The sequence below is a fragment of the Phycicoccus flavus genome (assembly GCF_004025965.2).
GTDB classification, from domain to species: domain Bacteria; phylum Actinomycetota; class Actinomycetes; order Actinomycetales; family Dermatophilaceae; genus Phycicoccus; species Phycicoccus flavus.
Window position 1 is genome coordinate 22,381 of sequence record NZ_SAYU02000004.1, and the last position, 23,779, is coordinate 46,159.

A 23,779-nucleotide genomic window follows, 5' to 3' on the forward strand; every position below is an offset into this window, starting at 1 on the left:
CTCCGGGCGGGTCGGGCGTCGGGCACCCAGACTCTAGCGCGCGGCGACCTCGCCCTCGACGACCCGGCCGACCGCGGCGTCGTCGACGACGCGGGTCAGCGCGTCGACGACGTCGGGGTCGTACTCGTAGCCCAGCCCGAGGAGGATGCGCTCCATCGCGCGCTCGACGTCGGCGGGCTCGTCGGAGCCCCCGCTGAGGTCGTCGAAGGCGTTGGCGCACTTGATGATCCGTGCGGGCAGCGGGACCTCGCGAGCGTGCTCGCGCACGAGCCGGTACGGGGTGGTCTGGGCGTCGACGTAGTCGGCCACGAGGCCGAGGGTCTCGGCCTGCCGGATGATCTGCGCGCCCTCGGAGGCGATGTCCCGCTGGTCGCTCGGCGCGGCCAGCACCGTCGCCCCGCCCGGGATCGGGTCGCGCAGGGTGATCTGCCCGAGGTCGTGCAGCAGCGCGGCGTACTCGAGCGTGCGCAGCTCGGCCTCGCCCAGCCCGAGCACGCGGCCCATCCGCAGCGACAGCTCCGAGACCCGCTCGGCGTGCCGCTGCGCGGTGTAGCCGCCCTCCTCGGTGAGGCGCGACAGCGTCGCGACGAGCAGCCGGTTTGTCGCGCGGTTGCGGACGAACTGGCCGACGGCGGAGTACGCCATGGCCAGCGGGACGAGCGCCACCGGCAGGGCGAGCAGGCCGAGCACCGGCGCCATGAGCGCCACCATCGGCCCGATGACGGCGACGGCGAAGGTCAGCGGCGCGGCCTCCCCCAGCTCGTCGCGGACCGCGGCCGACAGCGGGGTGCGCTGGCGCTCGGCGCGGATCGCGGCGACGAGCAGGAGCTCGACGACCAGGCCCAGCCCGGCCACGAGGGCCATGGCCAGCGCGACGACCCCGAGCGAACGGTGCTCGTACTCCAGGTCCCACAGGGTGCTGCCCTCGGGACCCCAGGACCGGGCCATCCACGCGGCGGTGCCGACGCCGAGCACCCGGGCCGCGAGCAGCGGGACGCCGACCGCGCGCCCCCGCACCCGCCGGACGAGCGCCGCGAGCAGGAGGGCGAGGGTGACGACGAGGACGACGAGCCCGGCGTCGACGTCGAAGGGCGGCTGGCCCTCGATGGGGCCGAGGAAGACGACGGCGAGCGCGGTGGCGGTGGCCAGGGGCGCGGTGTCGCGGCCGCTCGGCATCCGGATCCGGACGACCTCGCCGAGCACGATCGCGACGACGAGCACGGGCAGGGTGACGACGTGCGACCCCAGGAGCGTGCCGAGGTCGGAGCCCGAGGAGTACAGCGCGAGGACGACGAGGACCGCCGCCACCACCCCGGCCAGGGCCGCGACGGGCCGCTCCGGTCGGACCGCCCTCACGCGCCCGACCGGACCTCGGCGCGCAGGACCGCCGACTCGAGCGCGGCCATGAGCCGGTCGTCGACGCCGGGGCGGGTCCGGATCCGGTCCAGCGCCTCGGTGGGGGTGAGGACGCGGCCGTCGGGGTCGCCGATGGCGGTGAGGAGGTCGTAGGTGTCGGAGACGCCGACGATCCGGGCCACGAGGGTGCTCCCGTCGGGGCGTTCGTCGAGGGCCTCGCGGTGCCGGGCGATGGGGTCGAGGGTGCCGGCGAGGAAGCCGAGGTGGGTCAGCAGGGCGGCGCCGCGCGCCGGGTACCCCGCCTCCGCGGCGACGGTGGTGCTCTCCCGCACGAGACCCGTCGGCATCGTGGTCTGGCCGAGGTCGTGCAGCATGCCGGCCAGCCGGGCGTCGGCCACGCCCCGCGGACCGAGGCCGAGGTCCTCGGCCAGCCGCTGGCTGAGCGCCGCGACCCGGGCGCTGTGGCCGGCCAGGTGGGGGGCCTTGGCCTCGACGGCGGCGACGAGCACCTGCAGCACCTGGTCCTGGCCGCGCAGGTCCTCGGCGTGCTGGCGGTAGGCCCACTGGGCGACGAGCAGGGGGGCGAGGACGAGCAGGGCCGACGTGGCGCCGATCATCGCGGGCTCCCACAGGACGACCATGATGAGCGCGATCGACCCGTAGCCGACGTACGCCGGGCCGGTGCTGCGCAGCAGCGGGAGGGTGGTGGTGCGCAGGGAGCCGGTGCCGGAGACCATGACGACACCGGAGAGCAGCACGAGGTTGCCGACCACCTGGACGAGGTCGGCGACGAAGAGCGGGAGGGCGATGGACCGCAGCGCCTCGCCCACCGTCTCGACGCCGACGTCACCGCCGGTGGCCGCGAAGGCGAGCCCCCCGAGGGTGCCCATCACCGAGTTCTGCGCCGCGTTGAACACGCGGTACTGCGCCGGGAGCGAGCGCCCCTGGAGCCCTCCGAGGAGGGCGCCGAGGACGCCCGCTCCCGCGGGACCGACGATGGCCTGGCACGAGAGCAGCAGCGTGCTCGAGAGTGAGAGCTGGGTCCGTCCCTCGACGACCGCCTCCGGGACGAACCGGAGGGCGACGACGAGGACCACGAAGACGACGAACCCGCCGTCGAGGCTGACGTCGAGCTCGTGCCAGACCAGGGCGAGCAGCCCGACGGCGAGGAGGACGACGACCGCGATGTACCCCTGGGTCGCCGTGTCCCGGCTGTCCGGTCCTCCTCCTCGCTCGTCGGGTGCTCGCTCGGTCATCGTGGTGCGACGTGCCTCACTTGCCCCAGTTCCAGCTGAGCTGGAGCGGGGTCTTCTCGATCGGCGACGACGGGGCGGCCATGGCCGACGCCGGGGCGGCGACACCGAGGGCGGCGAGGGCGAGAACGGCGAGAGTGGTACGGAAGGTGCGCATGAGACTGTTTCCTTTCAGAGGTGAACCCCCGACCCGCGTGCTCCGGGGCGGTCAGGAGGTAGGGCCAGTCTCCCACGCAGGAACTTGTGCGACAATCACACGGACCACACCTGTTCACGGGTGGTCCGTCCGGCATTCCCCGTCCGAAGAGGATCCATCGATGAGCAAGCGCGCCCGCAAGCGCCGCTCGCGCAAGGGCAGCAAGGCCAACCACGGCCGGCGCCCCAACGCCTGAGCGGTCTCCGACGCCCAAGGACCCGGTGTGCAACCAGCACACCGGGTCCTTCCGTGTTCGCGGGCGGGTCCGCGCGTCCGGCCTGTCCCCCTCAGCCCTCGCGCTCGGATCGCACGACCGTGATGCTCCGCACGACGCGCATCCGCAGCGCGTCCGGGACGGCCTCGTCCGGGCAGGACCGCTTGACGACCTGCTTCACGGCGGCGTCGAGGTCGTGCTCGGCCAGGCACGGCCGGCACTCGGCGAGGTGCGTGGCGACGCGTCGTACGTCCTCCGGGCTCATCTCGCCGTCGAGGTACTCGTAGATGTGGTGCAGGACCTCGGAGCAGTCGCCGTGTCCTGGGTGCTGGGCGTTCGACATCACTTCTCCTCCGCCGCCCCGACGAGCCCGCGCTCGCGGGCGTAGCCGGTGAGCATCGCGCGCAGCTGGCGCCGTCCGCGGTGGAGCCGCGACATCACGGTCCCGATGGGGGTGCCCATGATCTCGGCGATCTCCTTGTACGCGAAGCCCTCGACGTCGGCGAGGTAGACGGCCATCCGGAAGTCCTCGGGCAGGTCCTGCAGCGCCCGGGTCACCTCGGTGTCGGGCAGGTGCTCCAGGGCCGCGGCCTCGGCGGACTTGAGCCCGGCCGAGGTGTGCGACTCCGCCCGGGCCAGCTGGTAGTCCTCGACGTCGGAGCTGTCGGACTGCTGCGGCTCGCGCTGCTTCTTGCGGTAGCTGTTGATGTAGGTGTTGGTGAGGATCCGGTACATCCAGGCGCGCAGGTTCGTGCCGGGCTTGTACTGGTGGAAGGCCGCGTAGGCCTTGGCGTAGGTCTCCTGGAGCAGGTCCTCGGCGTCGGCCGGGTTGCGGGTGGTCCGCATCGCGGCCGCGTAGAGCTGGTCCAGGAGGGGCAGCGCCTCGCGCTCGAAGCGGGCCTGCCGCTCCTCGGGGCTCTCGGTGGCGACGTCGACCTCGGTCGCGTCGTCGACGGGGGTCTGGGGGGTGCTCATCGCGTCCCAGCCTAACCGCGCCCCACGCGGTGCCGTCGTGTCGAGGACGAACACGGGATGCCCTTCCCTTCTCCGGTGCTGTGCCGCGGGTGGAACACCGGTCGGGGGCCGGTCATTCCACGACCGCCGTGCCGGTCAGGTGCGGGCGGCCACCCGGTCCAGCACGGCGACGGCGGCGGCCGCGACCGCCCCGCCCGCCCGGCCGAGGGAGTGGGTGCCGGTCACCTCGGTGAGGGTGACCGACGCCGGCGCGACGGCGCGCAGCTCGTCGGGGCGCCCCCACGGGTCGGTGCGGCCCTGGACGACATCGACGCCGATGCCGTCGGCGGCGGGCCGGGCCAGCTCTTCGGCCCGGGAGCGGTCCGGCCGGCCCGGCGGGTGCAGCGGGAAGGACAGGGCGAGGACGTGCTCGGCCCCCACCTGCGCGGCGGTGCGGCAGGCGACCCGGGCGCCGGCGCTGCGTCCGCCGACGACGAGCTTGCGCGCGGGGGACAGGGCGGCGAGCACTGCCACCCAGGCGGGGTCGAGCGTCGGCGCCGTCGGGCCCATCCGCTTGCCCGCGACGCGCCACGGCTGGTCGACGAGGACGACCCGCCAGCCCCGCTCGAGCGCGGCGTCGCGCACGGCGAGCACGTCGGCGGTCCAGCGCAGCCCACCGGCGCCGTGCCCGAGGACGAGGGTGCCCCGCGGCGGCCCGGACGGCTCGCTCGTCGTGGTCCGCGCGTCGCCGGACGGGGTGGGGACGAGCGCCTCGGTCATGCGGGCGGCCCCAGGACCTCGCCGGTCTCGGGGTCGACGACGCCGACGAGCTCCTCGGCCGGCAGCGGCTCGAGCAGCTGCGGCCCGTTGGCCCGGTTCCCGCTCACCGCACGCGAGACCGGCCACGCGGTGAACCGGCCGGGCTCGTGCGGCGCGAGCAGCCCCAGCGCGTCGGCCGCGCCCGTCGCCGGGTCGAGCCAGGCGTCCCAGTCGCCGCGGTCGAGGACCATCGGCTGGCGGTCGTGGATGCGGTCCAGCCCGGGCTCGGCCGGCCCGGTGACGACGGTGAAGGTCGTGAGCCAGGCGTCCGGGTCCTCGCCGTCGGTGACGGCGGGGTCGCGCCAGAACTCGTAGAGCCCGGCCATGGCGACGCTGCCGCCGTCCGCCCGGGTCGTGAAGAACGGCTGCTTGCGGGGCTTGCCCTTGGCGTCGAGCGCCGTCGGCGACGCCTGCCACTCGTACCAGCCGCGGGCGGGCACGAGGCAGCGGCGGGCCGCGAGCGCTCGGGCGTAGGCGGGCTTGTCGGCCACGGTCTCGACGCGGGCGTTGATCATCCGCGCCCCCTCCCCGGCGCTCTTGGCCCAGCTCGGGACCAGCCCCCAGGTGAGGAGGCGCAGCTGGCGGGTGGCGGCGGCCGCCCGGTCCTCGCGCGGCGCGCGGCTGAGGACGACCGGCGCCTGCTTGGTCGGCGCCATGTTGTGGTCCGGACGCCCCGGCGGCGGCTGCTGCGGGTTCTTGAGGATGCTGCGCGTGGGCTCCGCGGTGCGGTCCTGCTCGACCTCGAACTCGAGCACGAGCTCGTCCGGGTTCGCCGTCGCGGCGTAGCGCCCACACATGCACCTCAGGCTACGCAGCGGTCCTCGCAGCAACTACGGTAGGACGAGAACGTGCCTGTAGCACCGTCCCCGACCTGGAGGTAGCGGATGTCCCTCGTGCGCCGCGTCGCCCGACCCCTGCTCGCGTCGATGTTCGTCGTCGGGGGTGCCGACCAGCTGAAGCACCCGTCCGCGAAGACCGACACCGCCCGGCCCGTCGTCCAGAAGCTCGCGCCGCTGCTGCGCCTGCCCGAGGACACCGAGCTGCTCGTGCGCGCCAACGGCATCGCCATGGTCGGAGCGGGCACGATGCTCGCGCTCGGGAGGTTCCCGCGGGCCTCGGCCGTGGTCCTCGCCGCGACGCTCGTGCCGACGACGGTCTCGGCCCACCAGTACTGGACGGTCGAGGACCCGCAGGCCCGCGCCCAGCAGCGCATCCACCTGCTGAAGAACCTCGGCCTGCTCGGTGGCCTGCTCCTCGCCGCCGTCGACACCGAGGGCAAGCCGGGCGTCGCCTACCGGGCGCACCTGGCCAACGAGAGCGTGCAGCGCGCCGTGCGCCAGACCCGCCGCGAGGCCCGCCACGCGGCCCGCACCGCGACCACCGAGGCGAAGCTCAAGGCGGTCCAGGCCCAGCATGCCTTCGGCTGACGAGGACCATCCCCCGCCGGGGTCGCCCGCCGCGCCGCCCGCCGACGGCGACTGGGCGGCGCCGGCCGCCGACGGCCCGGTCGACGCCCGGGTCGTCCTGCCCGGCAGCAAGTCCCTCACCAACCGCTACCTCGTCCTCGCCGCGCACGCCGGCGAGGTCTCGCGGCTGCGGGCCCCCCTGCGCTCGCGCGACACCCACCTCATGGCCGGGGCCCTGCGGGCGCTCGGGACCGGGGTCGACGACGTCGACGACGGGGACTGGCTCGTCACACCGGGTCCGCTGCGCGGCGACACCGACGTCGACTGCGGCCTCGCCGGCAACGTCATGCGCTTCGTCCCCCCGCTCGCGGGCCTCGCGGACGGGCCGGTGCGCTTCGACGGCGACCCCCACGCGCGTCGCCGCCCGATGGCGCCCGTGCTCGGTGCGCTGCGCGCCCTCGGCGTCGGGGTCGACGACGACGACCGGGGCGGGCTGCCCTTCACCGTCCACGGCGCCGGGTCCGTGCGCGGCGGGACGGTGACGATCGACGCGTCCGCCTCCTCGCAGTTCGTCTCCGGGCTGCTGCTGTCCGCCGCCCGCTTCGAGGAGGGCGTCACCGTCCACCACGACGGCAAGGCCGTCCCCAGCCTGCCGCACATCGAGATGACGGTCGAGACGCTGCGCGACGCCGGGGTCGTCGTCGACGACGCCGAGCCGCACACCTGGCGGGTCGAGCCCAGCGAGGTCAACGCCCTCGACGTCCAGGTCGAGCCCGACCTGTCCAACGCCGCCCAGTTCCTCGCCGCGGCACTCGTCACCGGGGGCCGGGTGCACGTGCCCGGCTGGCCGCAGTACACGACCCAGGGCGGTGACTTCGTCCGCGAGGTCGTCGACATGATGGGCGCCGACGTCGTCCTCGACCGCTCGGGGCTCACGGTCACCGCCGGCGGGGGCATCCTCGGCGTCGACGTCGACCTGCACGACTCCAGCGAGCTCACCCCCGTCGTCGCCGCGCTCGCCGCGCTCGCCGACGGCCCGAGCGTCATCCGCGGCGTCGCCCACATCCGCGGCCACGAGACCGACCGGCTCCGGGCGCTGCACACCGAGCTCGACCGGCTGGGCTGCGGGGTGGACGAGACCGAGGACGGCCTGCGCATCACCCCCCGGCCGTTGCGGGCCGGGCGGTTCCACACCTACGCCGACCACCGGATGGTCATGGCCGCGGCGGTGCTGGGGCTCGCGGTGCCGGGCGTCGTCGTCGAGGACGTCGGCACGGTCGCCAAGACGATGCCGGAGTTCACGGCGCTGTGGGACCGGATGCTCCGCGAGCGGGTCGGCGCGCAGGCCTGATGGCGAGGTCCGCGCGGGACTACGACGAGTCCGACGTCCGGGTCCGGCCCAACCCGCGCGGCTCGCGTCCGCGCAGCAAGGAGCGCCCCAAGCACGAGGACGCCGTGCCCGGGCGCGTCGTCACCGTGGACAGGGGCCGCTACACCACGCTCGTCGGCGAGGGCAGCGACCGGCACGTCGTCCTGGCCATGCGGGCGCGCGAGCTCGGGCGCAAGGGCATCGTCGTCGGCGACGACGTCCGGCTCGTCGGGGACACCTCGGGGGCGGACGGCTCCCTCGCCCGCATCGTGCGGGTCGTGCCGCGCACGACGACCCTGCGCCGCACCGCCGACGACACCGACCCGGTCGAGCGGGTGCTCGTCGCGAACGCCGACCAGCTCGTCGTCGTCTCCGCCCTCGTCAACCCCGAGCCGCGGCCCCGGCTCATCGACCGCTGCCTCGTCGCCGCCTACGACGCCGGCATGGACCCCCTCCTCGTCCTCACCAAGGCCGACCTCGCCGACCCCGGCCCCTTCCTGGAGACCTACGCGCCGCTGTCGGTCCCGCACGTCGTCACCGCGCACACCGACGGCGCCGGGGGCCTCACCGGCCTCGCGGACCTGCACGACGCCCTCGCCGGGCGGGTTAGCGTCCTCGTCGGGCACTCCGGCGTCGGCAAGTCGACCCTCGTCAACGCCCTCGTCCCGGCGGCCGAGCGCGCCGTCGGCGTCGTCAACGACGTCACCGGCCGGGGACGGCACACCTCGACCTCCGCCATCGCCCTGGCCCTGCCCGACGACGACGGGTGGGTCATCGACACCCCGGGGGTGCGCTCCTTCGGGCTCGCCCACGTCGACCCGGCGCGCATCGTCGGCCACTTCCCCGACCTCGAGCCCGGCACGCAGGGCTGCCCGCGCGGCTGCACCCACGACGAGGAGGAGTGCGCCCTCGACGCGTGGGTGGCCTCCGGGGCCGCCGGCCCCGCCGGGCCCTCCCGTCTGGAGTCGCTGCGGCGGCTGCTGCGGACGCGGACGGCCGCGGGCGAGGACTCCTGAGGGGTCCTGCGGCCGCGGCCGTCCGGTACGTGGAGACGGGTCAGCGCGGGCGTTCGCCCTCGCTCGGGTCCTCCGAGATCCGCACGGGGTCCTCGCCGACGTGGCGGTCCCCGTCCATCGCCTCGGCCCGGGCGGCCACGGACGCGTCCGGGGAGTCCGTGGTCTCCCCGCCGCCCTCGCTGCCCATCCCCGCCCCGGCGTCGCTGAGGTCCTCGACGTCGCTGCTGGCGAACCGGTCGTCGTGCTTCTGGTCGCTGACGTCGGTGGTCTCGACGATGACCCGCGGCTCGGCGAAGTGGCAGGCCGACATGTGCCGGCCGGCGCCGTCCTCGCGCAGCTCGAGCTCGGGCTCGACCTCGCGGCAGCGGTCCTGCACCTTCCAGCACCGGGTGTGGAAGCGGCAGCCCGAGGGCGGGTTCGCCGGCGAGGGCACGTCGCCCTCGAGGACGATCTGCTCGCGCTTGCCGCGCAGCGTCGGGTCCGGCACCGGCACGGCCGAGAGCAGCGCCTGGGTGTACGGGTGGGTGGGCCGGGCGTAGATCTCGTCCTCCTCGCCCAGCTCGGCCATCCGCCCGAGGTACATGACCCCGACCCGGTCGGAGATGTGCCGGACGACGGACAGGTCGTGCGCGATGAACACGTACGCCAGCCCGAGCTCGTCCTGGAGCTTCTCCATGAGGTTGACGACCTGCGCCTGCACCGACACGTCCAGCGCGGACACCGGCTCGTCGCAGATGAGCACCCGGGGGTTGAGCGCGATGCCCCGGGCGATGCCGATGCGCTGACGCTGGCCACCGGAGAACTGGTGCGGGTAGCGGTTGATGTGCTCGGGGTTGAGCCCGACGAGGTCCAGCAGCTCCTGGACCCGCTTGCGCCGCCCGCCCTTGGGCACGACGTCGGTGTGGATCTCGAACGGCTCGCCGACGATGTCACCGACCGTCATGCGCGGGTTGAGCGAGGTGTACGGGTCCTGGAAGACGATCTGGATGTTGCGCCGCAGGCGCCGGGTGTCCCGGGCCGAGGCGCCGGAGAAGTCCTGGCCCTCGAAGGACACCGAGCCCGCCGTCGGCTCCTCGAGCCGCATGAGCAGCCGCCCGAGCGTGGACTTGCCACACCCGGACTCGCCGACGATGCCGAGGGTCTCGCCCTTGTGCAGGTCGAAGGACACCCCGTCGACGGCCTTGACGTGGCCCACGGTCCGGCGCAGCACGCCCTTCTTGATCGGGTAGTGCTTGACCAGGTCCTGGGCGCTGAGGACGACCTCAGGCATCGATGACCTCCTCGGCGAAGTGGCAGGCGGACAGTCGCCCGGGGGCGACCTCGCGCAGCTCCGGGACCTCCGTGCGGCACCGGTCCTGCGCCATCCGGCAGCGCGGGTTGAAGGCGCACCCGTCGGGGATGCGCATGAGGTTGGGCGGCAGCCCGCCGATGGCGGCCAGCGTCTGGCCCTTCTGGTCCAGGCGTGGGATCGACTCCAGGAGGCCGCGGGTGTACGGGTGCGCCGGGGAGGCGTACAGGTCGTGCACGTCGGCCTTCTCGACGAGCCGGCCGGCGTACATCACCGCGATCCGGTCCGCGACGTCGGCGACGACGCCGAGGTCGTGGGTGATGAGGATGAGCCCCATCTGGCGCTCCTCCTGCAGCTCCTCGAGCAGGCTCATGATCTGCGCCTGCACCGTGACGTCGAGCGCCGTGGTCGGCTCGTCGGCGATGAGCACCGCCGGGTCGAGCGCGATGGCCACGGCGATCATGATGCGCTGGCGCATACCGCCGGAGAACTGGTGCGGGTAGGCCTTGACCCGGTCCTTGGCACCGGGGATCTGCACCCGCTCCATGAGCCGGACGGCCTGCTCCAGGGCGTCGCTCTTGTTCATGTCCCGGTGGATCCGGAACATCTCGGCGATCTGCCAGCCGACCGGGAAGACCGGGTTCAGCGCCGACAGCGCGTCCTGGAAGATCATCGAGACCTCGGGGCCGCGGGTCTTGCGCCGCTGCTCCTCCGGCATCGTCAGCAGGTCCTGGCCGCAGTAGCGGATGTGCCCGCCCGGGATGACCGCGGGCGGCATGTCGAGGATGCCCATGATCGCCTGGGCCGTCACCGACTTGCCCGAGCCGGACTCGCCGAGGATGGCCAGGGACTCGCCCTGGTGGAGGTCGAACGAGACGCCGTTGATGGCCTTGGCCACGCCGTCGGCGGTGTGGAACTCGACGTGGAGGTCCTCGACCTCCAGCAGCTTGCCGTCCTGGGGGACGTACTCGGTCTCTCCCGACGCGGAGGGCCGGGTCGTGGTGTCCGTCATGGGCGGGTCACCTGCTCTTCGGGTCGAGGGCGTCACGCACGGCGTCGCCGAGCATGATGAACGCGAGGACGGCGAGGGACAGGAACAGGCCCGGGAAGAACAGCATGTGCGGGGTCGTCCGCAGGCCGATGATCGCCGAGCTGATGTCGATGCCCCACGAGATGGCGGGGTACTGCAGGCCGATGCCGAGGAAGGACAGCGTCGCCTCGGCCGCGATGTAGGCGCCGAGGTTGATCGTCGCGACGACGATCATCGGGGCCAGCGCGTTCGGCAGGATGTGCGAGCCGATGACCCGGGCGGGGCTCGCCCCGAGGGCCCGGGCGGCCTGGACGTAGTCGTTCGGCTTGACCTGGATGACGCTGCTGCGCATGAGCCGGGCCAGGCTGGGCCAGCCGAGGACGACCAGGGCCAGCACCACCTTGAGCACGATGAGCAGGTAGTTGCTGTCGAAGAACCCCGGCAGCGAGACGAGGAAGATGATCGCGCCGAGCAGCAGCGGGATGGCGAAGAAGACGTCGCCGATGCGCGAGAGCAGCGAGTCGACCCAGCCGCCGAGGTAGCCCGACATCACGCCGATGACCCCGCCGACGAGGACGGTGCCGATCGTCGTGAAGAGCCCGACGAGGATGGAGGCCCGCGCGCCGTAGATGCAGCGGGCGTAGATGTCGTAGCCCTGGAAGTCGCGGCCGAACCACGTGCCGTCGCCCGGCAGCGACCGGGCCTCGGCGAGGACCGGCTGGTTGGGGCTCGTGCTCGTGAACAGGCTCGGGAAGGCGGCCATGAGCACGAAGACGGTGATCATCACCGCGGAGATCCAGAAGAGCGGGTTCTTGCGCATCGCCCGCCAGGCGTCGGAGGCGAGCGAGCGCTCCTCGCCGGCGTCGTGCGGGTCCTGGACGTGCGTCTCTTCGACGACGGACTGTTCAGTCATGGCTGATCCTCGGGTCGAGCAGGCCGTACAAGAGGTCGACGACGAGGTTCACGACGAGGTAGACGAGCACGAGGATCGTCACCGCGCCGACGACCGACGCGCCGTCGCGCGCCCGGATCGAGCGGAAGATGTAGTTGCCGATGCCGGGGATGTTGAAGATGCTCTCGGTGACGATGGCACCGCCGAGCAGGGCGCCGAAGTCGTAGCCCATGAAGGTGACGACGGGGATCAGCGAGTTGCGCAGCGCGTGCAGCCCGTAGGCGCGGCGCTTGGTGAGCCCCTTGGAGATCGCGGTGCGCACGTAGTCCGAGCGCAGGTTCTCGGCGAGGTTGGTCCGGGTGAGCCGCGCGACGTACGCGATGGAGAGCGACCCCAGGACGATCGCCGGCAGCAGCAGCTGGTACACCGTGGCCTCGCCGGAGGTGACCGTCACGGGGAAGATCCCCCACTTGACCCCGAGGAAGTACTGGGCCACACCGCCGATGACGAAGATGGGGATGGAGATGACGACGAGGGTCGAGATGAGCACGACGTTGTCGAGGAACCCGCCCTTGCGGATGCCGGTGAGCACGCCCGCGACGACGCCGATGACCCCCTCGAAGATCAGCGCCATGACGCCGAGCTTCACGGTGACCGGGTAGCGGTCCTTGAGCTGCTCGGCGACGCTGATCCCGTTGTACGTCTCGCCGAAGTCGCCCTGGGCGAGGTTGGCGCCGTACTTGACGTACTGGACGTACCACGGGTCGTTGAGGTTGTACTTCTCCTTGAACGCGGCCGCGTAGGCCGGGGGGCACGGGCGCTCTCCGCACTTGCCGGCGAGCGGGTCGCCCGGCAGCGCGAACACCATGATGAAGATCAGGAACGTCGAGCCGATGAGGACCGGGATCATCTGGAGGATCCGCCTGACGATGTAGGTGCCCATGTCACCTCCTGGGGATCTCGGGCCGCCTCGGGGTGGTGGCGGCGTGACGGTGTACCGGGGACGAACCTAGACCATGCGGGGGCCGGGATCGGCGGGGGCGTCCCGGTGTCGCACCGCCCTTCGGGCCCGGACACGGCCGTCGGCCTGCCAGCGGGTGGCTGACAGGCCGACGGCTCGTGCGTGGGGGTGGGGAACCTGTCGGTCCCCTTACCTCACTTGGTGGTGACGGCGGTGTAGTCGACCGTCCCGAAGGCGGTGATCTTCACGTTGTCGACCTTGTTCGACCAGCCCATGACCGTCTTGTTGTACCAGAGCGGCACGGCGGGCATGTCGTTGGCGAGGAGCGCCTCGGCCTGCTGGTACAGGCTGTTGGCCTCGGCCTCGTCGGTCGCCGCAGCGGCGTCCTTGATGAGCTTGTCGAACTCCGGGTTGGAGTACTTGCCGTCGTTCGAGGACGCGCCGGTCGTGTAGAGCGGGGCGAGGAAGTTCTCGATCGAGGGGTAGTCCATCTGCCAGCCGGTGCGGAAGATGCCCTGCATCTTGCCCTCGCCGATCTGGGCGCGGAAGGTGGCGAAGTCGACGACGCCCTTGGCGACGCAGTCGACGCCGAGCGCCTGCTTGATGCTGTTGCAGGTGGCCTCGGTCCACTCCTTGTGACCGCCGTCGGCGTTGTAGGAGAGGGTGATCTGCTTGCCCTTGAAGCCGCCGGCCTCGTCGAGCAGGGCCTTCGCCTTGGCCGGGTCGTAGGTGCAGTACTCACCGCACTGGTCGGCCTTGTAGCCGTCGACGACCGGGGAGACCCAGCCGGTGGCGGCGACCTTCGTGTTGTTGAAGATCTGCGTGATGATGGTGTCGCGGTCGACGGCCATCGAGATCGCCTGGCGGATCTTCGGGTCGGCGTAGTCCGGGCTGACCTTCTCGGGAGCGAAGGTCATCGTCTGGATGACACCCGTCTCCTTCTGGGCGTTGCGGTCCGGAAGGTCCGACTTGTACTTGTCGTCGATGAGCGCGGACGCCGGGATCGAGGTGACGATGTCCAGGTTGTCGGCGAGGACGTCGTTGTACGCCGGGTCGACCTCCTGGTAGATCTTGAAGGTGATCTTGTCGACCTTGCCCGGCCAGTCGCCGGTGTAGTCCTCGTTCTTCACGAGGACCATCGACTGCTCCTTGTTCCAGGCCTCCAGCTTGTACGGGCCCGAGCCGATCGGCTTGTCACCGAAGGCGTCCGGGTCGTCGTAGAAGGCGTCCGGGAGAGCGGCGAAGGCCTGGTAGCCGAGGCGCACCGGCAGGTTCGAGACCTTCTGCGAGGTCTTGATCGTGAAGGTGGTGTCGTCGACGACCTTGAGGCCCGACATCTCCTCCTTCTTGGCCTTGCCGGCCCCCTTGCAGGGGTCCTCCTCGTCGGTGCCGGTGCACTGCAGGTCACCGAAGCCCTCGACCGGCTCGAAGAAGTAGCCGTTGTACATGCCGTTGGGGGCGTACGCGGCGTAGTTCCAGGCCTTGACAAAGCTCTCGGCCGTGATGGGCGTGCCGTCGTGGAACTTCAGGTCCGGCTTGATCTTGATGGTGAAGTTCTGGTTGTCGTCGGTCTCGATCGACTCGGCCTGGTCGTTCTCGGGGGCCGCGGTGTCGCTGTCGTAGTGGACGAGCTTCGAGAAGACCGGGTCGAGCACGTCGCCGCCACAGGTCTCACCGGTGTTCTGCGGGACGAGCGGGTTCTGCGGGTTGCAGCCGAAGACGGTGATCTCGCCCCCGGACGAGCCGCCAGCGGCATCGGTCGACGAGCTGTCGTCGCTGCTACCGCCGCCACAGCCTGCGGCCAGCAGCGCCACGGCAGACATGGCCGCGACGGCGACCGTGCGAGTGGTTCCTCGCATGGATGTCCTCCTACGTGAATGTGGTCAAGCCACCCGATGTCCGGGTGGTCATCCCCAGGGGTACTCCCGATCGGGTGCACCTGGGTGCGACGCCCTCCGGCGTGCGGCTCCACTAAAGACCACCGACCCCCACCGATGGAAGTTCCGTGACGTGCCGAGACGAGATTGTGACCGAACCGCGACGCGGCCCCCGCCGTCGCCGGAAGATCTCCGGCGCGAGCGGCTACGGTGTGCGGGTGCCCGGCTACGACGACGACCTCCGCCTGGCCCACGTCCTCGCCGACGCCGTCGAGCGCGTGACCACCGGCCGGTTCCGGGCCGCCGACCTGCACGTCGAGACCAAGCCGGACGCCACCCTCGTCAGCGACGCCGACCGGGACGCCGAGGAGCTCGTGCGCGCGCAGCTGAAGCGCACCCGGCCGCGGGACTCGGTCGTCGGCGAGGAGCTGCCGCGCACCGGCTCCAGCGCCCGCCAGTGGGTCGTGGACCCCATCGACGGCACCCACAACTTCGTGCGCGGCGTGCCGGTCTGGGCCACGCTCATCGCCCTCGTCGACGACGGCGTGCCGGTCGTCGGCCTCGTCGCCGCGCCCGCCCTCGGCCGGCGCTGGTGGGCCTCCGTCGGTGCCGGAGCCTGGGCGGGGCGCAGCCTCACCAGCGCCCACCAGCTCCGGGTGTCCGGGGTCTCACGCCTCGAGGACGCGTCGCTGTCCCTGTCGAGCACGACCTCGTGGGAGGCGGCCGGCCGCCTCGAGCCCGTGCTCGACCTGGCCCGGTCCTGCTGGCGCGAGCGGGCCTACGGAGACTTCTGGTCCTACATGCTGCTCGCCGAGGGCGCGGTCGACATCGCGGCCGAGCCCGAGCTCGCCCTGTACGACATGGCCGCGCTCGTGCCCGTCGTCACCGAGGCCGGCGGGCGGTTCACCTCGCTGGACGGGGTCGACGGCCCCTTCGGCGGCAACGCCGTGGCGACCAACGGCCTGCTGCACGACGAGGTGCTGGCCCGCCTGGCGGTGCCGGGACGCTCCGCCCCCTAGAACAGCACCTGCTGGTTGCGCTCGGTGGGGACGCCCTCCAGGCGCAGCAGCGTGGCCTTGCGGGCGAGGCCGCCCGCGTAGCCGGTGAGGGTGCCGTCGGCGCCCACGACCCGGTGGCAGGGCAGGACGACGGGCAGGGGGTTGGCGCCGTTGGCCGCCCCCACCGCGCGGGAGGCGCCCGGCGGCAGCCCCAGCCCGGCGGCGAGCGCCCCGTAGGTCGTCGTCGTGCCCCACGGCACCCGCGCGAGGGCCTGCCACACCTGCCGGCGGAACGGCGTGCCGTGCGGTGCCAGGGGCAGGTCGAAGACCCGGCGCTCGCCGGCGAAGTACTCGGCCAGCTGGTCCCGCGCCCGCTCCAGGACCGGGTCCGGCGGCTCCTCCCCGGGTCCGGGGACGGCGGGGCCGGCGTCGAACCGGACCTCGCTCAGCGCACCGTCCCGCGCGACGAGGCCGAGCGGCCCCACCGGCGAGTCGACGACGAGCACGGCGCAGGACCCCTCAGAGGTCGACGGTGGTCACCGGGACCCCGAGGCGCTCGCTGAGGCCGGGCACCACCGCGGCGGCGTCGCCGACGACGACGGCCGTCCACTCCCCCGTCACCGTCCGCCGGTACGCGGCGTCGAGGTCCTCGAGGGTCAGCGCCCGCACCGCCTCGAGGTTGCGGGTCGTGAAGTCCGGCGCCAGCCCTTCGAGGGCCAGCGACCCGGACTCGTCGGCGACGGCGTCGGCCGTGGCGTAGCGGCCCGGGGCGGTCTTGGCGATGAAGTCGACACCGGAGCGCAGCTCGGCCGGGGTGAAGCCGTCGCGGGCCCGGTCGAGGATGTCGACGACGAGCCCGGTGGCCTCGGCGGTGACCTCGGTGCGCACCGACCCCGAGGCGAGGAACATCCCGCCGGCCACCCGCGGCCGGAACACCGAGCGCATGCCGTAGGTGTAGCCCTTCTCCTCGCGCAGGACCGCGTCCAGGCGGGCACCGGGCGAGCCGCCGACGAGGAAGGACAGCACGGGGTGGGGTGCCCAGCCGGAGGCGAGGGAGCGGTCCGGCCCCGGGCAGCCCACGACGATCTCGGACTGCACCGAGCCCGGCCGGTCGACGACGACGAGGCGCACCCGGTCGGCCGCCGGCACCGGCGCGAGCGACGGCGCCGGGGCGTCCTGCGTCCCCGAGGTCCACGACCCGAGGCTGCCGGTGAGCACCTCGAGGGCGGGCACGCCCGCGAGGTCGCCGGCGAGGACGACGGTCGCGCCCCGGGGGCCGACGACGCGGGCGTGGTGGGCGACGACGTCCTCGCGGGTGAGGGCGCCGACCGTGGCGGCGGTGCCGGCGACCGGCAGCGCGGCCCGGTCGGCGGCCTCCCACAGGGTCCGGGAGAACTCGCGCGAGGCGCGGTGCGCGGAGGAGGCGCGCTCCTGCTCGATCTCGGCGAGCCGGGTGCGCAGGATGCGGCGCACCTCGGCCTCGGGGAAGACCGGGTCGGCGAGGGCGGCCCGCACGAGGTCGGCGGCCGCGGCGAGGTGGGCCTGCGGCACGTCGACGTCGACGACGAGCCCGCCGTCGGACACCCCGGCGCCGAGGACCATCCCGATCCGCTCCATGCGCTCGGCGAACTCCTCGGAGCCGGCCTCGGAGGTGCCCTCGTCGAGCAGCCGGGCGGTCATCGACCCGATGCCCTCCTGGCCCGCCGGCTCGGCGGCCACCGGGGAGGGCACGACGACCCGCAGGGAGAGGACGTACTGCCCGGGGAGGTCGTGCAGCAGCAGGCGCACGCCGTTGGGCAGCAGGTGCTCCTGCGGCGCGGGGAACGCCCAGGGCTCGGGCGGGGCGACGACGGGACGCGCGGTCACGCGACCTCCTCGGTCTCGGCGGGCGCGTCGACGAGGTAGGCGACGACCGCCCGGCTCTCGGGCCGCAGCCAGCGGCGGGTGACGTCGATGACATCCTGCGCGGTGACCGTGCGGACCCGGTCCAGATAGGTGTTGACGATGCCGGGGTCGTCGTGGAGCAGGGTGTACCGGCTGATGAGGTCGGCCCGCTCCTCCTGACCCGCGAGCGCGCTGAGCCAGCCGCGCTCGGTCTGCGCCAGCGACGCCTCGAGCTCGGCGGGGGTCGGGCCCTCCTGCGCCAGGCGCTCCAGCTCCTCGACGAGCGCGGACTCCAGGCCCTGCGGGTCGGCCCCCGGCGCGACGTCGAGGACGACGAAGCCGATCGAGGCGCCGTCGACCAGGCCCCAGGCGCTGGCGTGCACCCCGACGGCGGTCTGCTCGCGCCGGACGAGCCGGCGGACCAGGCGCGAGGTCGAGAGCCCGCCGAGGCAGTCCAGGGCCACGCTCGCGGCCACGAGGTCGTCGGTCTCGTCGGCGGGCAGCCGGAAGGCGACGTGGAGGCGGTCGTTCGGCACCCGGTCGCGGCGCTCGACCCGCACCGGGGCCGCGAGCGGCTCCAGCGGCTCGTGCGGGGGGCGCCGGGCCTCGGCCCGTGCGTCGAGGTCGCCGAAGTACCGCTCGACGAGGGCGAACCCCTCGTCGGGGTCGACGTCGCCGCACAGGGTGAGGACGGTGTTGTCCGGTGCGTAGTGGCGGGTGAAGAAGGTGCGCACGTCCTCGACCGTCGCGGCGTCGAGGTCGGCCATCGACCCGATCGTCGGGTGGTGGTAGGGGTGGTCCTGGGGGAAGAGCGCGGCGTACATGTCGACGAGCGCGAACCCGTACGGCTGGTTGTCGTAGCGCTGCCGCTTCTCCTCCTTGACGACGTCCCGCTGGTTGTCGAGGTTCTCCTGGGTCAGGGCGTCGAGGAGGTGCCCGTGCCGGTCCGCCTCGAGCCACAGCGCGAGCTCGAGCGCCCCCTTGGGCACGGTCTCGAAGTAGTTCGTGCGGTCGAACCACGTCGTCGCGTTGAGGCGGCCACCCTCGGCCATGAGGGCCTCGAAGTGCTCACCGCTGCGGACCTCGCGCGAGCCCTGGAACATCAGGTGCTCGAAGAGGTGGGCGAACCCGGTGCGTCCCGGCTGCTCGTGCCGGGACCCGACCCCCACCCAGATGTTCACCGTGACGGTGGGGACGGTGTGGTCGGGCGAGACGACGACCCGCAGCCCGTTGGGCAGGGTGCGTCGGTGCAGGGGGTAGTCCAGCGGCATGGCGTCACCCTAAGCCCGGGGTCAGGACGCGTCGCGGACCTTCTCGCCGGCCTCGTCGGTGATCCGCCGGCCGACCTCGTCCAGGGCCCGGCGGGCGAACACCTGCTGCTGGGTGGCGGCCCGCTCGGCGCGGCCGCGACCGAGGAAGCTCACCGCCCAGTGCAGCAGCGTCGTGATGCGGTTCTTGAACCCGATGATGTAGACCAGGTGCACCCCGAGCCACAGCAGCCAGGCGACGAAGCCGTGGAAGCGCAGCCTCCCCACCGACGCGACGGCGCTGAAGCGGGACACGGTGGCCATCGAGCCCTTGTCGAAGTACTCGAAGGGGCCCTGCGGCTCCTCGCCGTCGAGGCGCCTGCCGATCTCCTTCGCGGCGTACCGGGCCCCCTGGATCGCGACCTGGGCCACGCCGGGGAGGTCGTCGAGGCTGATCATGTCGCCGACGACGAAGACCTCGGGGTGCCCCGGCAGGGTGAGGTCGGGCCGGACCTTCACCCGGCCGGCCCGGTCGGTCCCGGCGCCGGACTGCTCGGCCAGCTGCGCCCCGAGCGGGCTGGCCTGCACCCCCGCGGCCCACATCTTCGTCAGCGCCTCGACCCGGGTCGTGTGCCCGTCGGGGCCGCGCAGCTCGACGCCGGTCTCGTCGACGCCGACGGTCATCGTCGAGGTCCGCACGTCGACCCCGAGCTCCTGGAGGCGCTCCCGCGCCGCGCCGCCGAGCCGCTCGCCGAAGGCGGGCAGGACGGTGTCGGCGCCGTCGACGAGGATGACGTGGGCCTGGGTGGGGTCGATGCGGCGGAAGTCGTGCTTGAGGGTGCGCCTCGCGAGCTCGGCGATCTGCCCGGCCATCTCGACCCCCGTGGGGCCGGCACCGACGACGACGAAGGTCAGCGCACGGCGGGCCTCGGCCTCGGTCCGCGCGAGCTCCGCGAGCTCGAAGGCGCCGAAGATCCGGCCACGCAGCTCCAGGGCGTCGTCGATGGACTTCATGCCCGGGGCGTAGGTGGCGAAGTCGTCGTTGCCGAAGTAGGACTGCCCGGACCCGGCGGCGACGAGGAGGGAGTCGTACTCGGTGACGGTGTCGGTGCCGAGCAGCTGCGAGGTGACGGTGCGCGCCTCGAGGTCCACCTCGGTGACCTCGCCGAGGATGACGCGGGCGTTCTTCTGCTTCGCGAGGATCTCCCGGGTGCTCGGCGCGATCTCGCCCTCGGAGAGGATGCCGGTGGCCACCTGGTAGAGCAGCGGCTGGAAGAGGTGGTGGGCGGTCCGGGCGACGAGGGTGATCTCGACGTCGTCGCGGCGCCGCAGGGCCTGGGTGCCGAACAGCCCCCCGAACCCGGAGCCGATGACGACGATGCGGTGCTTGCGGCGGGTGTCGGTGCTCACGTGCGGTGCAACGGGCGGGCGGGCGCCGGTGATTCCGCGACACGCCGGGGGCGGACGGGCCGTCTCACGACGCGACGTACGCGGCGAGGTGCTCGCCGGTGAGGGTGCGCGGGCTCGCGGCGACGAGGTCGGCCGGCGTGCCCTCGAAGACGACCCGGCCGCCGTCGTGCCCGGCCCCGGGTCCGAGGTCGACGACCCAGTCGGCGTGCGCCATGACCGCCTGGTGGTGCTCGATGACGAGCACCGAGGTGCCGGAGTCCACGAGCCGGTCCAGCAGCGCGAGGAGGTGGTCGACGTCGGCGAGGTGCAGCCCGCTCGTCGGCTCGTCGAGGACGTAGACCCCGCCCTCCTCCCCCATCCGCACGGCGAGCTTCAGCCGCTGCCGCTCCCCACCGGACAGGGTCGTGAGCGCCTGCCCCAGTCGCAGGTACCCGAGGCCGACGTCCTCGAGCCGGGCCAGGACGGCCTCGGCGGCCGGGGTGCGGGCCTCGCCCGAGGAGACGTAGTCCCGGGCCTCCAGCACGGACAGGTCCAGCACCTCGGCGATGTCGAGCCCGCCGAGGCGCATCTCGAGGACGGCCGGCCGGAACCGCCGGCCCCCGCAGTCCTCGCACGGCGTCGCCACCGTCTCCATGAAGCCCAGGTCGGTGAACACCGTCCCGTTGCCCTTGCACGTGGGGCACGCGCCCTCCGAGTTGGCCGAGAACAGCGCCGGCTTCACCCCGTTGGCCTTGGCGAACGCCTTGCGCAGCGGCTCGAGCAGGCCGGTGTAGGTCGCGGGGTTGGAGCGCCGGGAGCCGCGCACCGGCGACTGGTCGACGACGACGACCCCCGGCTGCCCCGCGACCGAGCCGTGGACGAGCGAGGACTTGCCCGACCCCGCCACCCCGGTGACGACGGTGAGGACGCCGAGCGGCAGGTCGACGTCGACGTCGCGCAGGTTGTGGGTGCTCGCGCCGCGGATCTCCAGCACGCCGCTCGGGGTCCGCACCGACTCCTTGAGGCGGGCCCGGTGCCCGAGGTGGCGCCCGGTGAGGGTGGCGGAGGCGGCGAGCTCCTGGACGCTGCCCTCGAAGCACACCGTGCCGCCCGCGCTCCCGGCGCCCGGGCCGAGGTCGACGACGTGGTCGGCGATGGCGATGGTCTCGGGCTTGTGCTCGACGACGAGGACGGTGTTGCCCTTGTCGCGCAGCTCGAGCAGCAGCGCGTTCATCCGGGCGATGTCGTGCGGGTGCAGCCCGACCGTGGGCTCGTCGAAGACGTAGGTGACGTCGGTGAGGGCCGAGCCGAGGTGGCGGACCATCTTCGTGCGCTGCGCCTCGCCCCCGGAGAGCGTCCCGGACGGCCGGTCCAGGGAGAGGTAGCCCAGGCCGATCTCGACGAACGAGGCGAACAGGCGTCGCAGGGACCCCACGAGCGGGGCCACCCGCGGGTCGTCGACACCGGCCAGCCAGTCGGCGGCGTCGGTGACCTGCATGGCCGAGACGTCCGCGATGCTCCGGCCGTGGACGAGCGAGGAGCGGGCCGCGTCGTTGAGGCGGGTGCCGTCGCAGGCCGGGCAGGGGCGGAAGACGGCCGCGCGCTCGACGAAGGCCCGCACGTGCGGCTGGAGGGAGTCGACGTCCTTGGAGAACATCGACCGGCGCAGCTTGGGCAGCAGGCCGTCGTAGGTGACGTTGATGCCCTTGGCCCGCACCTTCGTCGTCTCGCGCTCCAGGAGGTCGTGCCGCTCACGCTCGGTGTAGTCGCGGACGGGCTTGTCGGGGTCGAGGAAGCCGGACTCGATGTACGTCGCGACCAGCCAGCCGTCGGCGGTGTAGCCCGGGACGAGGATCGCGCCCTCGCGCAGCGACCGGGACTCGTCGAGGATCACCGAGAGGTCGAGGTCGGACACGGTGCCGCGGCCCTCGCAGGTCGGGCACATGCCGCCGAGGTAGACCTCGTCCTCGACCTGCGTCGTCGCCCCGGTCGCCGTCGTGCGGGTGCCGCTGGTCCGGGAGGTCGGGATGTTGAAGGAGAAGGCGTTCGCGGAGCCGATGGACGGCTCCCCGAGCCGGGCGAACAGCGAGCGCAGCATCGCGTTGGCATCGGTGACCGTGCCGAGGGTGGAGCGCGGGTTCGCCCCCAGCCGCTCCTGGTCGACGACGATCGCGGTCGTGAGGCCCTCGAGGGCGTCGACGTCGGGGCGCGGCGGGCTCGGCATGAACCCCTGGACGAAGGTCGGGTACGTCTCGTCGATGAGCCGGCGCGACTCGGCGGCGATGGTGCCGAAGACCAGCGAGCTCTTGCCCGAGCCGGACACGCCGGTGAAGACGGTGAGCCGCCGCTTGGGCAGGTCGAGGGTGACGTCGCGCAGGGTGTTCTGGCGCGCCCCGACGACGCGGATGACCTCGTGGGTGTCGGCGACGTGCTCGGCCATGCGGGCATCGTGCCACCCGGTGAGGCACACGGGAACGGCCTACCGCTGCTGCAGGCGCACCATCGAGCCCGCGGGGTCCCGGAAGGCGCAGTCGCGCACGCCGTACGGCTGGTCGGTCGGCTCCTGGACGACCTCGACCCCGTCGGCGGCCCGGATCGTCTCGAAGGCGGCGTCCAGGTCGTCGGCGGCGAGCATGATCCAGCCGTAGGTGCCCTTGACCATCATCTCGGTGACGACCCGGCGCTCCTCGTCGGTGACGCCGGGGTCCGCGAACGGCGGGGCGAGGAGGATCGAGGTGTCCGGGCGCCCGGGCGGCCCCAGGGTGACCCATCGCATCTCCCCCCTCCCCACGTCGGAGCGGACCTCGAGGCCGAGGGCGTCGCGGTAGAAGGCCAGGGACGCCTCGGGGTCGGTGTGCGGGAGGACGACGGTGTGGATGCTCAGGTCCATGCGAGGGACGCTAGGACGTCCCGGCCGCCGGCGCTTCTCGATTCCTGACCGGTCTGCTCACCCGCTGCGCGACGCACGCGGGCAGCCCCTCGGTCGCGCGCGCGGCCGTGGCCCGGTAGACGCTCGGGGAGCAGCCCACGAGCTCGGTGAACCGGGTGCTGAACGTCCCGAGCGAGGAGAAGCCGACGGCGAAGCAGACGTCGGTGACGCTCATCCCCCCGAGCCGCAGCAGCATCATCGCGCGCTCGACGCGGCGGGTCATGAGGTAGCTGTACGGCGACTCCCCGTAGGCCCGGCGGAACTCGCGGCTCAGGTGGCCGGCCGACATCGACGCGCCGCGGGCGAGGGCCTCGACGTCGAGGGGCCGGGCGTGCTCGCGGTCGATCCGGTCCCTCACCGCGCGCAGCCGCTCCAGCCGCCGCACCCGGTCCTGCGCCGTGCTCGTCACGGACCGAGCGTAGGCGTCCCGTCCTGGAGCGGGTCCTGCAGACACGGGAAGGCCCGACCGGCTGCAGCCGGTCGGGCCCTCCACGTCCAGTAGCGGGGGCAGGATTTGAACCTGCGACCTCCGGGTTATGAGCCCGGCGAGCTACCGAGCTGCTCCACCCCGCGTCGAGTTGAGTCACGGCCTGAGGACCGCGCTCGGTATGTCCTGAAGCGTACGCGAGGACCTCGCCCGGACTCAAATCGGCCCCGTGGGGCAGGCGCCGGGTCCCGCACCCCGCCGGCCGGCGGGGTGC

24 protein-coding genes and 1 tRNA gene are annotated in these 23,779 nt (G+C 73.2%); 5 read left to right on the forward strand and 20 right to left on the reverse strand.

Features of this window, described 5'->3' with window-relative positions:
* Positions 1–33 precede the first annotated feature (33 nt).
* The 3 genes from EPD83_RS02255 to EPD83_RS02265 are packed head-to-tail and all read right to left on the reverse strand — an operon-like array spanning position 34 to position 2,766.
* Positions 34–1,356, reverse strand: coding sequence for an HD-GYP domain-containing protein (locus tag EPD83_RS02255; protein WP_165566158.1), 1,323 nt, complete (start codon positions 1,354–1,356; stop codon positions 34–36).
* A complete protein-coding gene (locus EPD83_RS02260) occupies positions 1,353–2,612 on the reverse strand; it encodes an HD-GYP domain-containing protein (protein ID WP_165566159.1) in 1,260 nt (419 codons plus the stop codon). Before EPD83_RS02260 ends, EPD83_RS02255 begins: the two co-directional genes overlap by 4 nt.
* Before the next feature lie 16 nt (positions 2,613–2,628).
* On the reverse strand, positions 2,629–2,766 hold the full coding sequence (locus EPD83_RS02265) for a hypothetical protein (RefSeq protein WP_164896773.1): 138 nt from the start codon (positions 2,764–2,766) through the stop codon (positions 2,629–2,631).
* 160 nt (positions 2,767–2,926) lie between these two features.
* On the opposite strand from EPD83_RS02265, the gene EPD83_RS21020 reads away from it, so the two are divergent.
* Positions 2,927–3,001 (forward strand): 50S ribosomal protein bL37, encoded by a 75-nt coding sequence (locus tag EPD83_RS21020; protein ID WP_128368344.1) that lies wholly within the window; start codon positions 2,927–2,929, stop codon positions 2,999–3,001.
* A 91-nt stretch (positions 3,002–3,092) separates the two neighbouring features.
* Here the strand turns inward: EPD83_RS21020 and rsrA are convergent, their stop codons facing one another.
* The 4 genes from rsrA to EPD83_RS02285 form a co-directional block, all read right to left on the reverse strand.
* Positions 3,093–3,362: a mycothiol system anti-sigma-R factor gene (gene rsrA / locus EPD83_RS02270; protein WP_128368343.1), complete on the reverse strand. Its 270-nt coding sequence runs from the start codon at positions 3,360–3,362 to the stop codon at positions 3,093–3,095.
* On the reverse strand, positions 3,362–3,994 hold the full coding sequence (locus EPD83_RS02275) for a sigma-70 family RNA polymerase sigma factor (protein ID WP_128368342.1): 633 nt from the start codon (positions 3,992–3,994) through the stop codon (positions 3,362–3,364). The genes rsrA and EPD83_RS02275 overlap by 1 nt, the downstream gene beginning before the upstream one ends.
* Positions 3,995–4,129: 135 nt before the next feature.
* Positions 4,130–4,753: an alpha/beta hydrolase family protein gene (locus EPD83_RS02280; RefSeq protein WP_128368341.1), complete on the reverse strand. Its 624-nt coding sequence runs from the start codon at positions 4,751–4,753 to the stop codon at positions 4,130–4,132.
* Positions 4,750–5,589 (reverse strand): SOS response-associated peptidase, encoded by an 840-nt coding sequence (locus EPD83_RS02285; protein ID WP_165566161.1) that lies wholly within the window; start codon positions 5,587–5,589, stop codon positions 4,750–4,752. The genes EPD83_RS02280 and EPD83_RS02285 overlap by 4 nt, the downstream gene beginning before the upstream one ends.
* Positions 5,590–5,676: 87 nt before the next feature.
* Here EPD83_RS02285 and EPD83_RS02290 point away from each other — a divergent pair, with 87 nt between their 5' ends.
* From EPD83_RS02290 to rsgA, 3 genes are read left to right on the forward strand one after another with little or no spacing between them, the layout of a single operon-like run.
* Positions 5,677–6,219: a DoxX family protein gene (locus tag EPD83_RS02290; RefSeq protein ID WP_128368430.1), complete on the forward strand. Its 543-nt coding sequence runs from the start codon at positions 5,677–5,679 to the stop codon at positions 6,217–6,219.
* Positions 6,206–7,549, forward strand: a complete 1,344-nt coding sequence (gene aroA / locus EPD83_RS02295; RefSeq protein ID WP_165566162.1) for a 3-phosphoshikimate 1-carboxyvinyltransferase — start codon at positions 6,206–6,208, stop codon at positions 7,547–7,549. The genes EPD83_RS02290 and aroA overlap by 14 nt, the downstream gene beginning before the upstream one ends.
* Positions 7,549–8,583: a ribosome small subunit-dependent GTPase A gene (gene rsgA, locus EPD83_RS02300; protein ID WP_128365607.1), complete on the forward strand. Its 1,035-nt coding sequence runs from the start codon at positions 7,549–7,551 to the stop codon at positions 8,581–8,583. The genes aroA and rsgA overlap by 1 nt, the downstream gene beginning before the upstream one ends.
* 40 nt (positions 8,584–8,623) lie before the next feature.
* Here rsgA and EPD83_RS02305 read toward each other — a convergent pair whose 3' ends face one another.
* The 5 genes from EPD83_RS02305 to EPD83_RS02325 all read right to left on the reverse strand — a co-directional run bounded on the left by EPD83_RS02305 (position 8,624) and on the right by EPD83_RS02325 (position 14,613).
* Positions 8,624–9,853, reverse strand: coding sequence for an ABC transporter ATP-binding protein (locus tag EPD83_RS02305; RefSeq protein ID WP_128365608.1), 1,230 nt, complete (start codon positions 9,851–9,853; stop codon positions 8,624–8,626).
* A complete protein-coding gene (locus tag EPD83_RS02310; RefSeq protein WP_128365609.1) occupies positions 9,846–10,883 on the reverse strand; it encodes an ABC transporter ATP-binding protein in 1,038 nt (345 codons plus the stop codon). Before EPD83_RS02310 ends, EPD83_RS02305 begins: the two co-directional genes overlap by 8 nt.
* A 7-nt stretch (positions 10,884–10,890) precedes the next feature.
* The gene (locus EPD83_RS02315; protein ID WP_128365610.1) at positions 10,891–11,814 is read right to left on the reverse strand and encodes an ABC transporter permease; all 924 of its coding nucleotides are present in this window, start codon (positions 11,812–11,814) and stop codon (positions 10,891–10,893) included.
* Positions 11,807–12,736 (reverse strand): ABC transporter permease, encoded by a 930-nt coding sequence (locus tag EPD83_RS02320; protein ID WP_128365611.1) that lies wholly within the window; start codon positions 12,734–12,736, stop codon positions 11,807–11,809. The genes EPD83_RS02315 and EPD83_RS02320 overlap by 8 nt, the downstream gene beginning before the upstream one ends.
* Positions 12,737–12,948: 212 nt before the next feature.
* Positions 12,949–14,613 carry a peptide ABC transporter substrate-binding protein gene (locus EPD83_RS02325; protein WP_128365612.1) on the reverse strand — a complete coding sequence of 555 codons (1,665 nt, stop codon included), beginning with the start codon at positions 14,611–14,613 and terminating at the stop codon, positions 12,949–12,951.
* Positions 14,614–14,849: 236 nt separating this feature from the next.
* Between EPD83_RS02325 and hisN the strand changes: the two genes are divergently transcribed.
* Positions 14,850–15,650: a histidinol-phosphatase gene (hisN, locus tag EPD83_RS02330; RefSeq protein ID WP_128365613.1), complete on the forward strand. Its 801-nt coding sequence runs from the start codon at positions 14,850–14,852 to the stop codon at positions 15,648–15,650.
* On the opposite strand, the gene EPD83_RS02335 is transcribed toward hisN, so the two are convergent.
* From EPD83_RS02335 to EPD83_RS02370, 8 genes are all read right to left on the reverse strand, one after another.
* Positions 15,647–16,135 (reverse strand): methylated-DNA--[protein]-cysteine S-methyltransferase, encoded by a 489-nt coding sequence (locus EPD83_RS02335; RefSeq protein ID WP_128365614.1) that lies wholly within the window; start codon positions 16,133–16,135, stop codon positions 15,647–15,649. The two genes, hisN and EPD83_RS02335, sit on opposite strands and share 4 nt — an antisense overlap.
* A gap of 13 nt (positions 16,136–16,148) precedes the next feature.
* Positions 16,149–17,495: a M16 family metallopeptidase gene (locus tag EPD83_RS02340; protein ID WP_128365615.1), complete on the reverse strand. Its 1,347-nt coding sequence runs from the start codon at positions 17,493–17,495 to the stop codon at positions 16,149–16,151.
* Positions 17,492–18,784, reverse strand: coding sequence for a M16 family metallopeptidase (locus tag EPD83_RS02345; protein ID WP_128365616.1), 1,293 nt, complete (start codon positions 18,782–18,784; stop codon positions 17,492–17,494). The genes EPD83_RS02340 and EPD83_RS02345 overlap by 4 nt, the downstream gene beginning before the upstream one ends.
* A 21-nt stretch (positions 18,785–18,805) precedes the next feature.
* Positions 18,806–20,170 carry an NAD(P)/FAD-dependent oxidoreductase gene (locus tag EPD83_RS02350; RefSeq protein ID WP_128365617.1) on the reverse strand — a complete coding sequence of 455 codons (1,365 nt, stop codon included), beginning with the start codon at positions 20,168–20,170 and terminating at the stop codon, positions 18,806–18,808.
* 64 nt (positions 20,171–20,234) lie between these two features.
* Positions 20,235–22,589 carry an ATP-binding cassette domain-containing protein gene (locus tag EPD83_RS02355; RefSeq protein WP_128365618.1) on the reverse strand — a complete coding sequence of 785 codons (2,355 nt, stop codon included), beginning with the start codon at positions 22,587–22,589 and terminating at the stop codon, positions 20,235–20,237.
* A 39-nt stretch (positions 22,590–22,628) separates the two neighbouring features.
* Positions 22,629–23,039 (reverse strand): VOC family protein, encoded by a 411-nt coding sequence (locus tag EPD83_RS02360; protein WP_128365619.1) that lies wholly within the window; start codon positions 23,037–23,039, stop codon positions 22,629–22,631.
* Positions 23,040–23,049: 10 nt separating this feature from the next.
* On the reverse strand, positions 23,050–23,487 hold the full coding sequence (locus EPD83_RS02365; protein WP_128365620.1) for a helix-turn-helix transcriptional regulator: 438 nt from the start codon (positions 23,485–23,487) through the stop codon (positions 23,050–23,052).
* A gap of 90 nt (positions 23,488–23,577) precedes the next feature.
* Positions 23,578–23,651, reverse strand: a tRNA-Met gene (locus EPD83_RS02370).
* Between the last annotated feature and the right edge of the window lie 128 nt (positions 23,652–23,779).

Excerpts from the sequence above, each read along its gene's own strand:
- EPD83_RS02260 (WP_165566159.1), bottom strand. The coding sequence starts at position 2,612 with ATGACCGAGCGAGCACCCGACGAGCGAGGAGGAGGACCGGACAGCCGG.
- EPD83_RS02265 (WP_164896773.1), bottom strand. The coding sequence starts at position 2,766 with ATGCGCACCTTCCGTACCACTCTCGCCGTTCTCGCCCTCGCCGCCCTC.
- rsrA (WP_128368343.1), bottom strand. The coding sequence starts at position 3,362 with ATGTCGAACGCCCAGCACCCAGGACACGGCGACTGCTCCGAGGTCCTG.
- EPD83_RS02275 (WP_128368342.1), bottom strand. The coding sequence starts at position 3,994 with ATGAGCACCCCCCAGACCCCCGTCGACGACGCGACCGAGGTCGACGTC.
- EPD83_RS02280 (WP_128368341.1), bottom strand. The coding sequence starts at position 4,753 with ATGACCGAGGCGCTCGTCCCCACCCCGTCCGGCGACGCGCGGACCACG.
- EPD83_RS02285 (WP_165566161.1), bottom strand. The coding sequence starts at position 5,589 with ATGTGTGGGCGCTACGCCGCGACGGCGAACCCGGACGAGCTCGTGCTC.
- EPD83_RS02290 (WP_128368430.1), top strand. The coding sequence starts at position 5,677 with ATGTCCCTCGTGCGCCGCGTCGCCCGACCCCTGCTCGCGTCGATGTTC.
- aroA (WP_165566162.1), top strand. The coding sequence starts at position 6,206 with ATGCCTTCGGCTGACGAGGACCATCCCCCGCCGGGGTCGCCCGCCGCG.
- rsgA (WP_128365607.1), top strand. The coding sequence starts at position 7,549 with ATGGCGAGGTCCGCGCGGGACTACGACGAGTCCGACGTCCGGGTCCGG.
- EPD83_RS02305 (WP_128365608.1), bottom strand. The coding sequence starts at position 9,853 with ATGCCTGAGGTCGTCCTCAGCGCCCAGGACCTGGTCAAGCACTACCCG.
- EPD83_RS02310 (WP_128365609.1), bottom strand. The coding sequence starts at position 10,883 with ATGACGGACACCACGACCCGGCCCTCCGCGTCGGGAGAGACCGAGTAC.
- EPD83_RS02315 (WP_128365610.1), bottom strand. The coding sequence starts at position 11,814 with ATGACTGAACAGTCCGTCGTCGAAGAGACGCACGTCCAGGACCCGCAC.
- EPD83_RS02320 (WP_128365611.1), bottom strand. The coding sequence starts at position 12,736 with ATGGGCACCTACATCGTCAGGCGGATCCTCCAGATGATCCCGGTCCTC.
- EPD83_RS02325 (WP_128365612.1), bottom strand. The coding sequence starts at position 14,613 with ATGCGAGGAACCACTCGCACGGTCGCCGTCGCGGCCATGTCTGCCGTG.
- EPD83_RS02345 (WP_128365616.1), bottom strand. The coding sequence starts at position 18,784 with ATGCCGCTGGACTACCCCCTGCACCGACGCACCCTGCCCAACGGGCTG.
- EPD83_RS02355 (WP_128365618.1), bottom strand. The coding sequence starts at position 22,589 with ATGGCCGAGCACGTCGCCGACACCCACGAGGTCATCCGCGTCGTCGGG.
- EPD83_RS02360 (WP_128365619.1), bottom strand. The coding sequence starts at position 23,039 with ATGGACCTGAGCATCCACACCGTCGTCCTCCCGCACACCGACCCCGAG.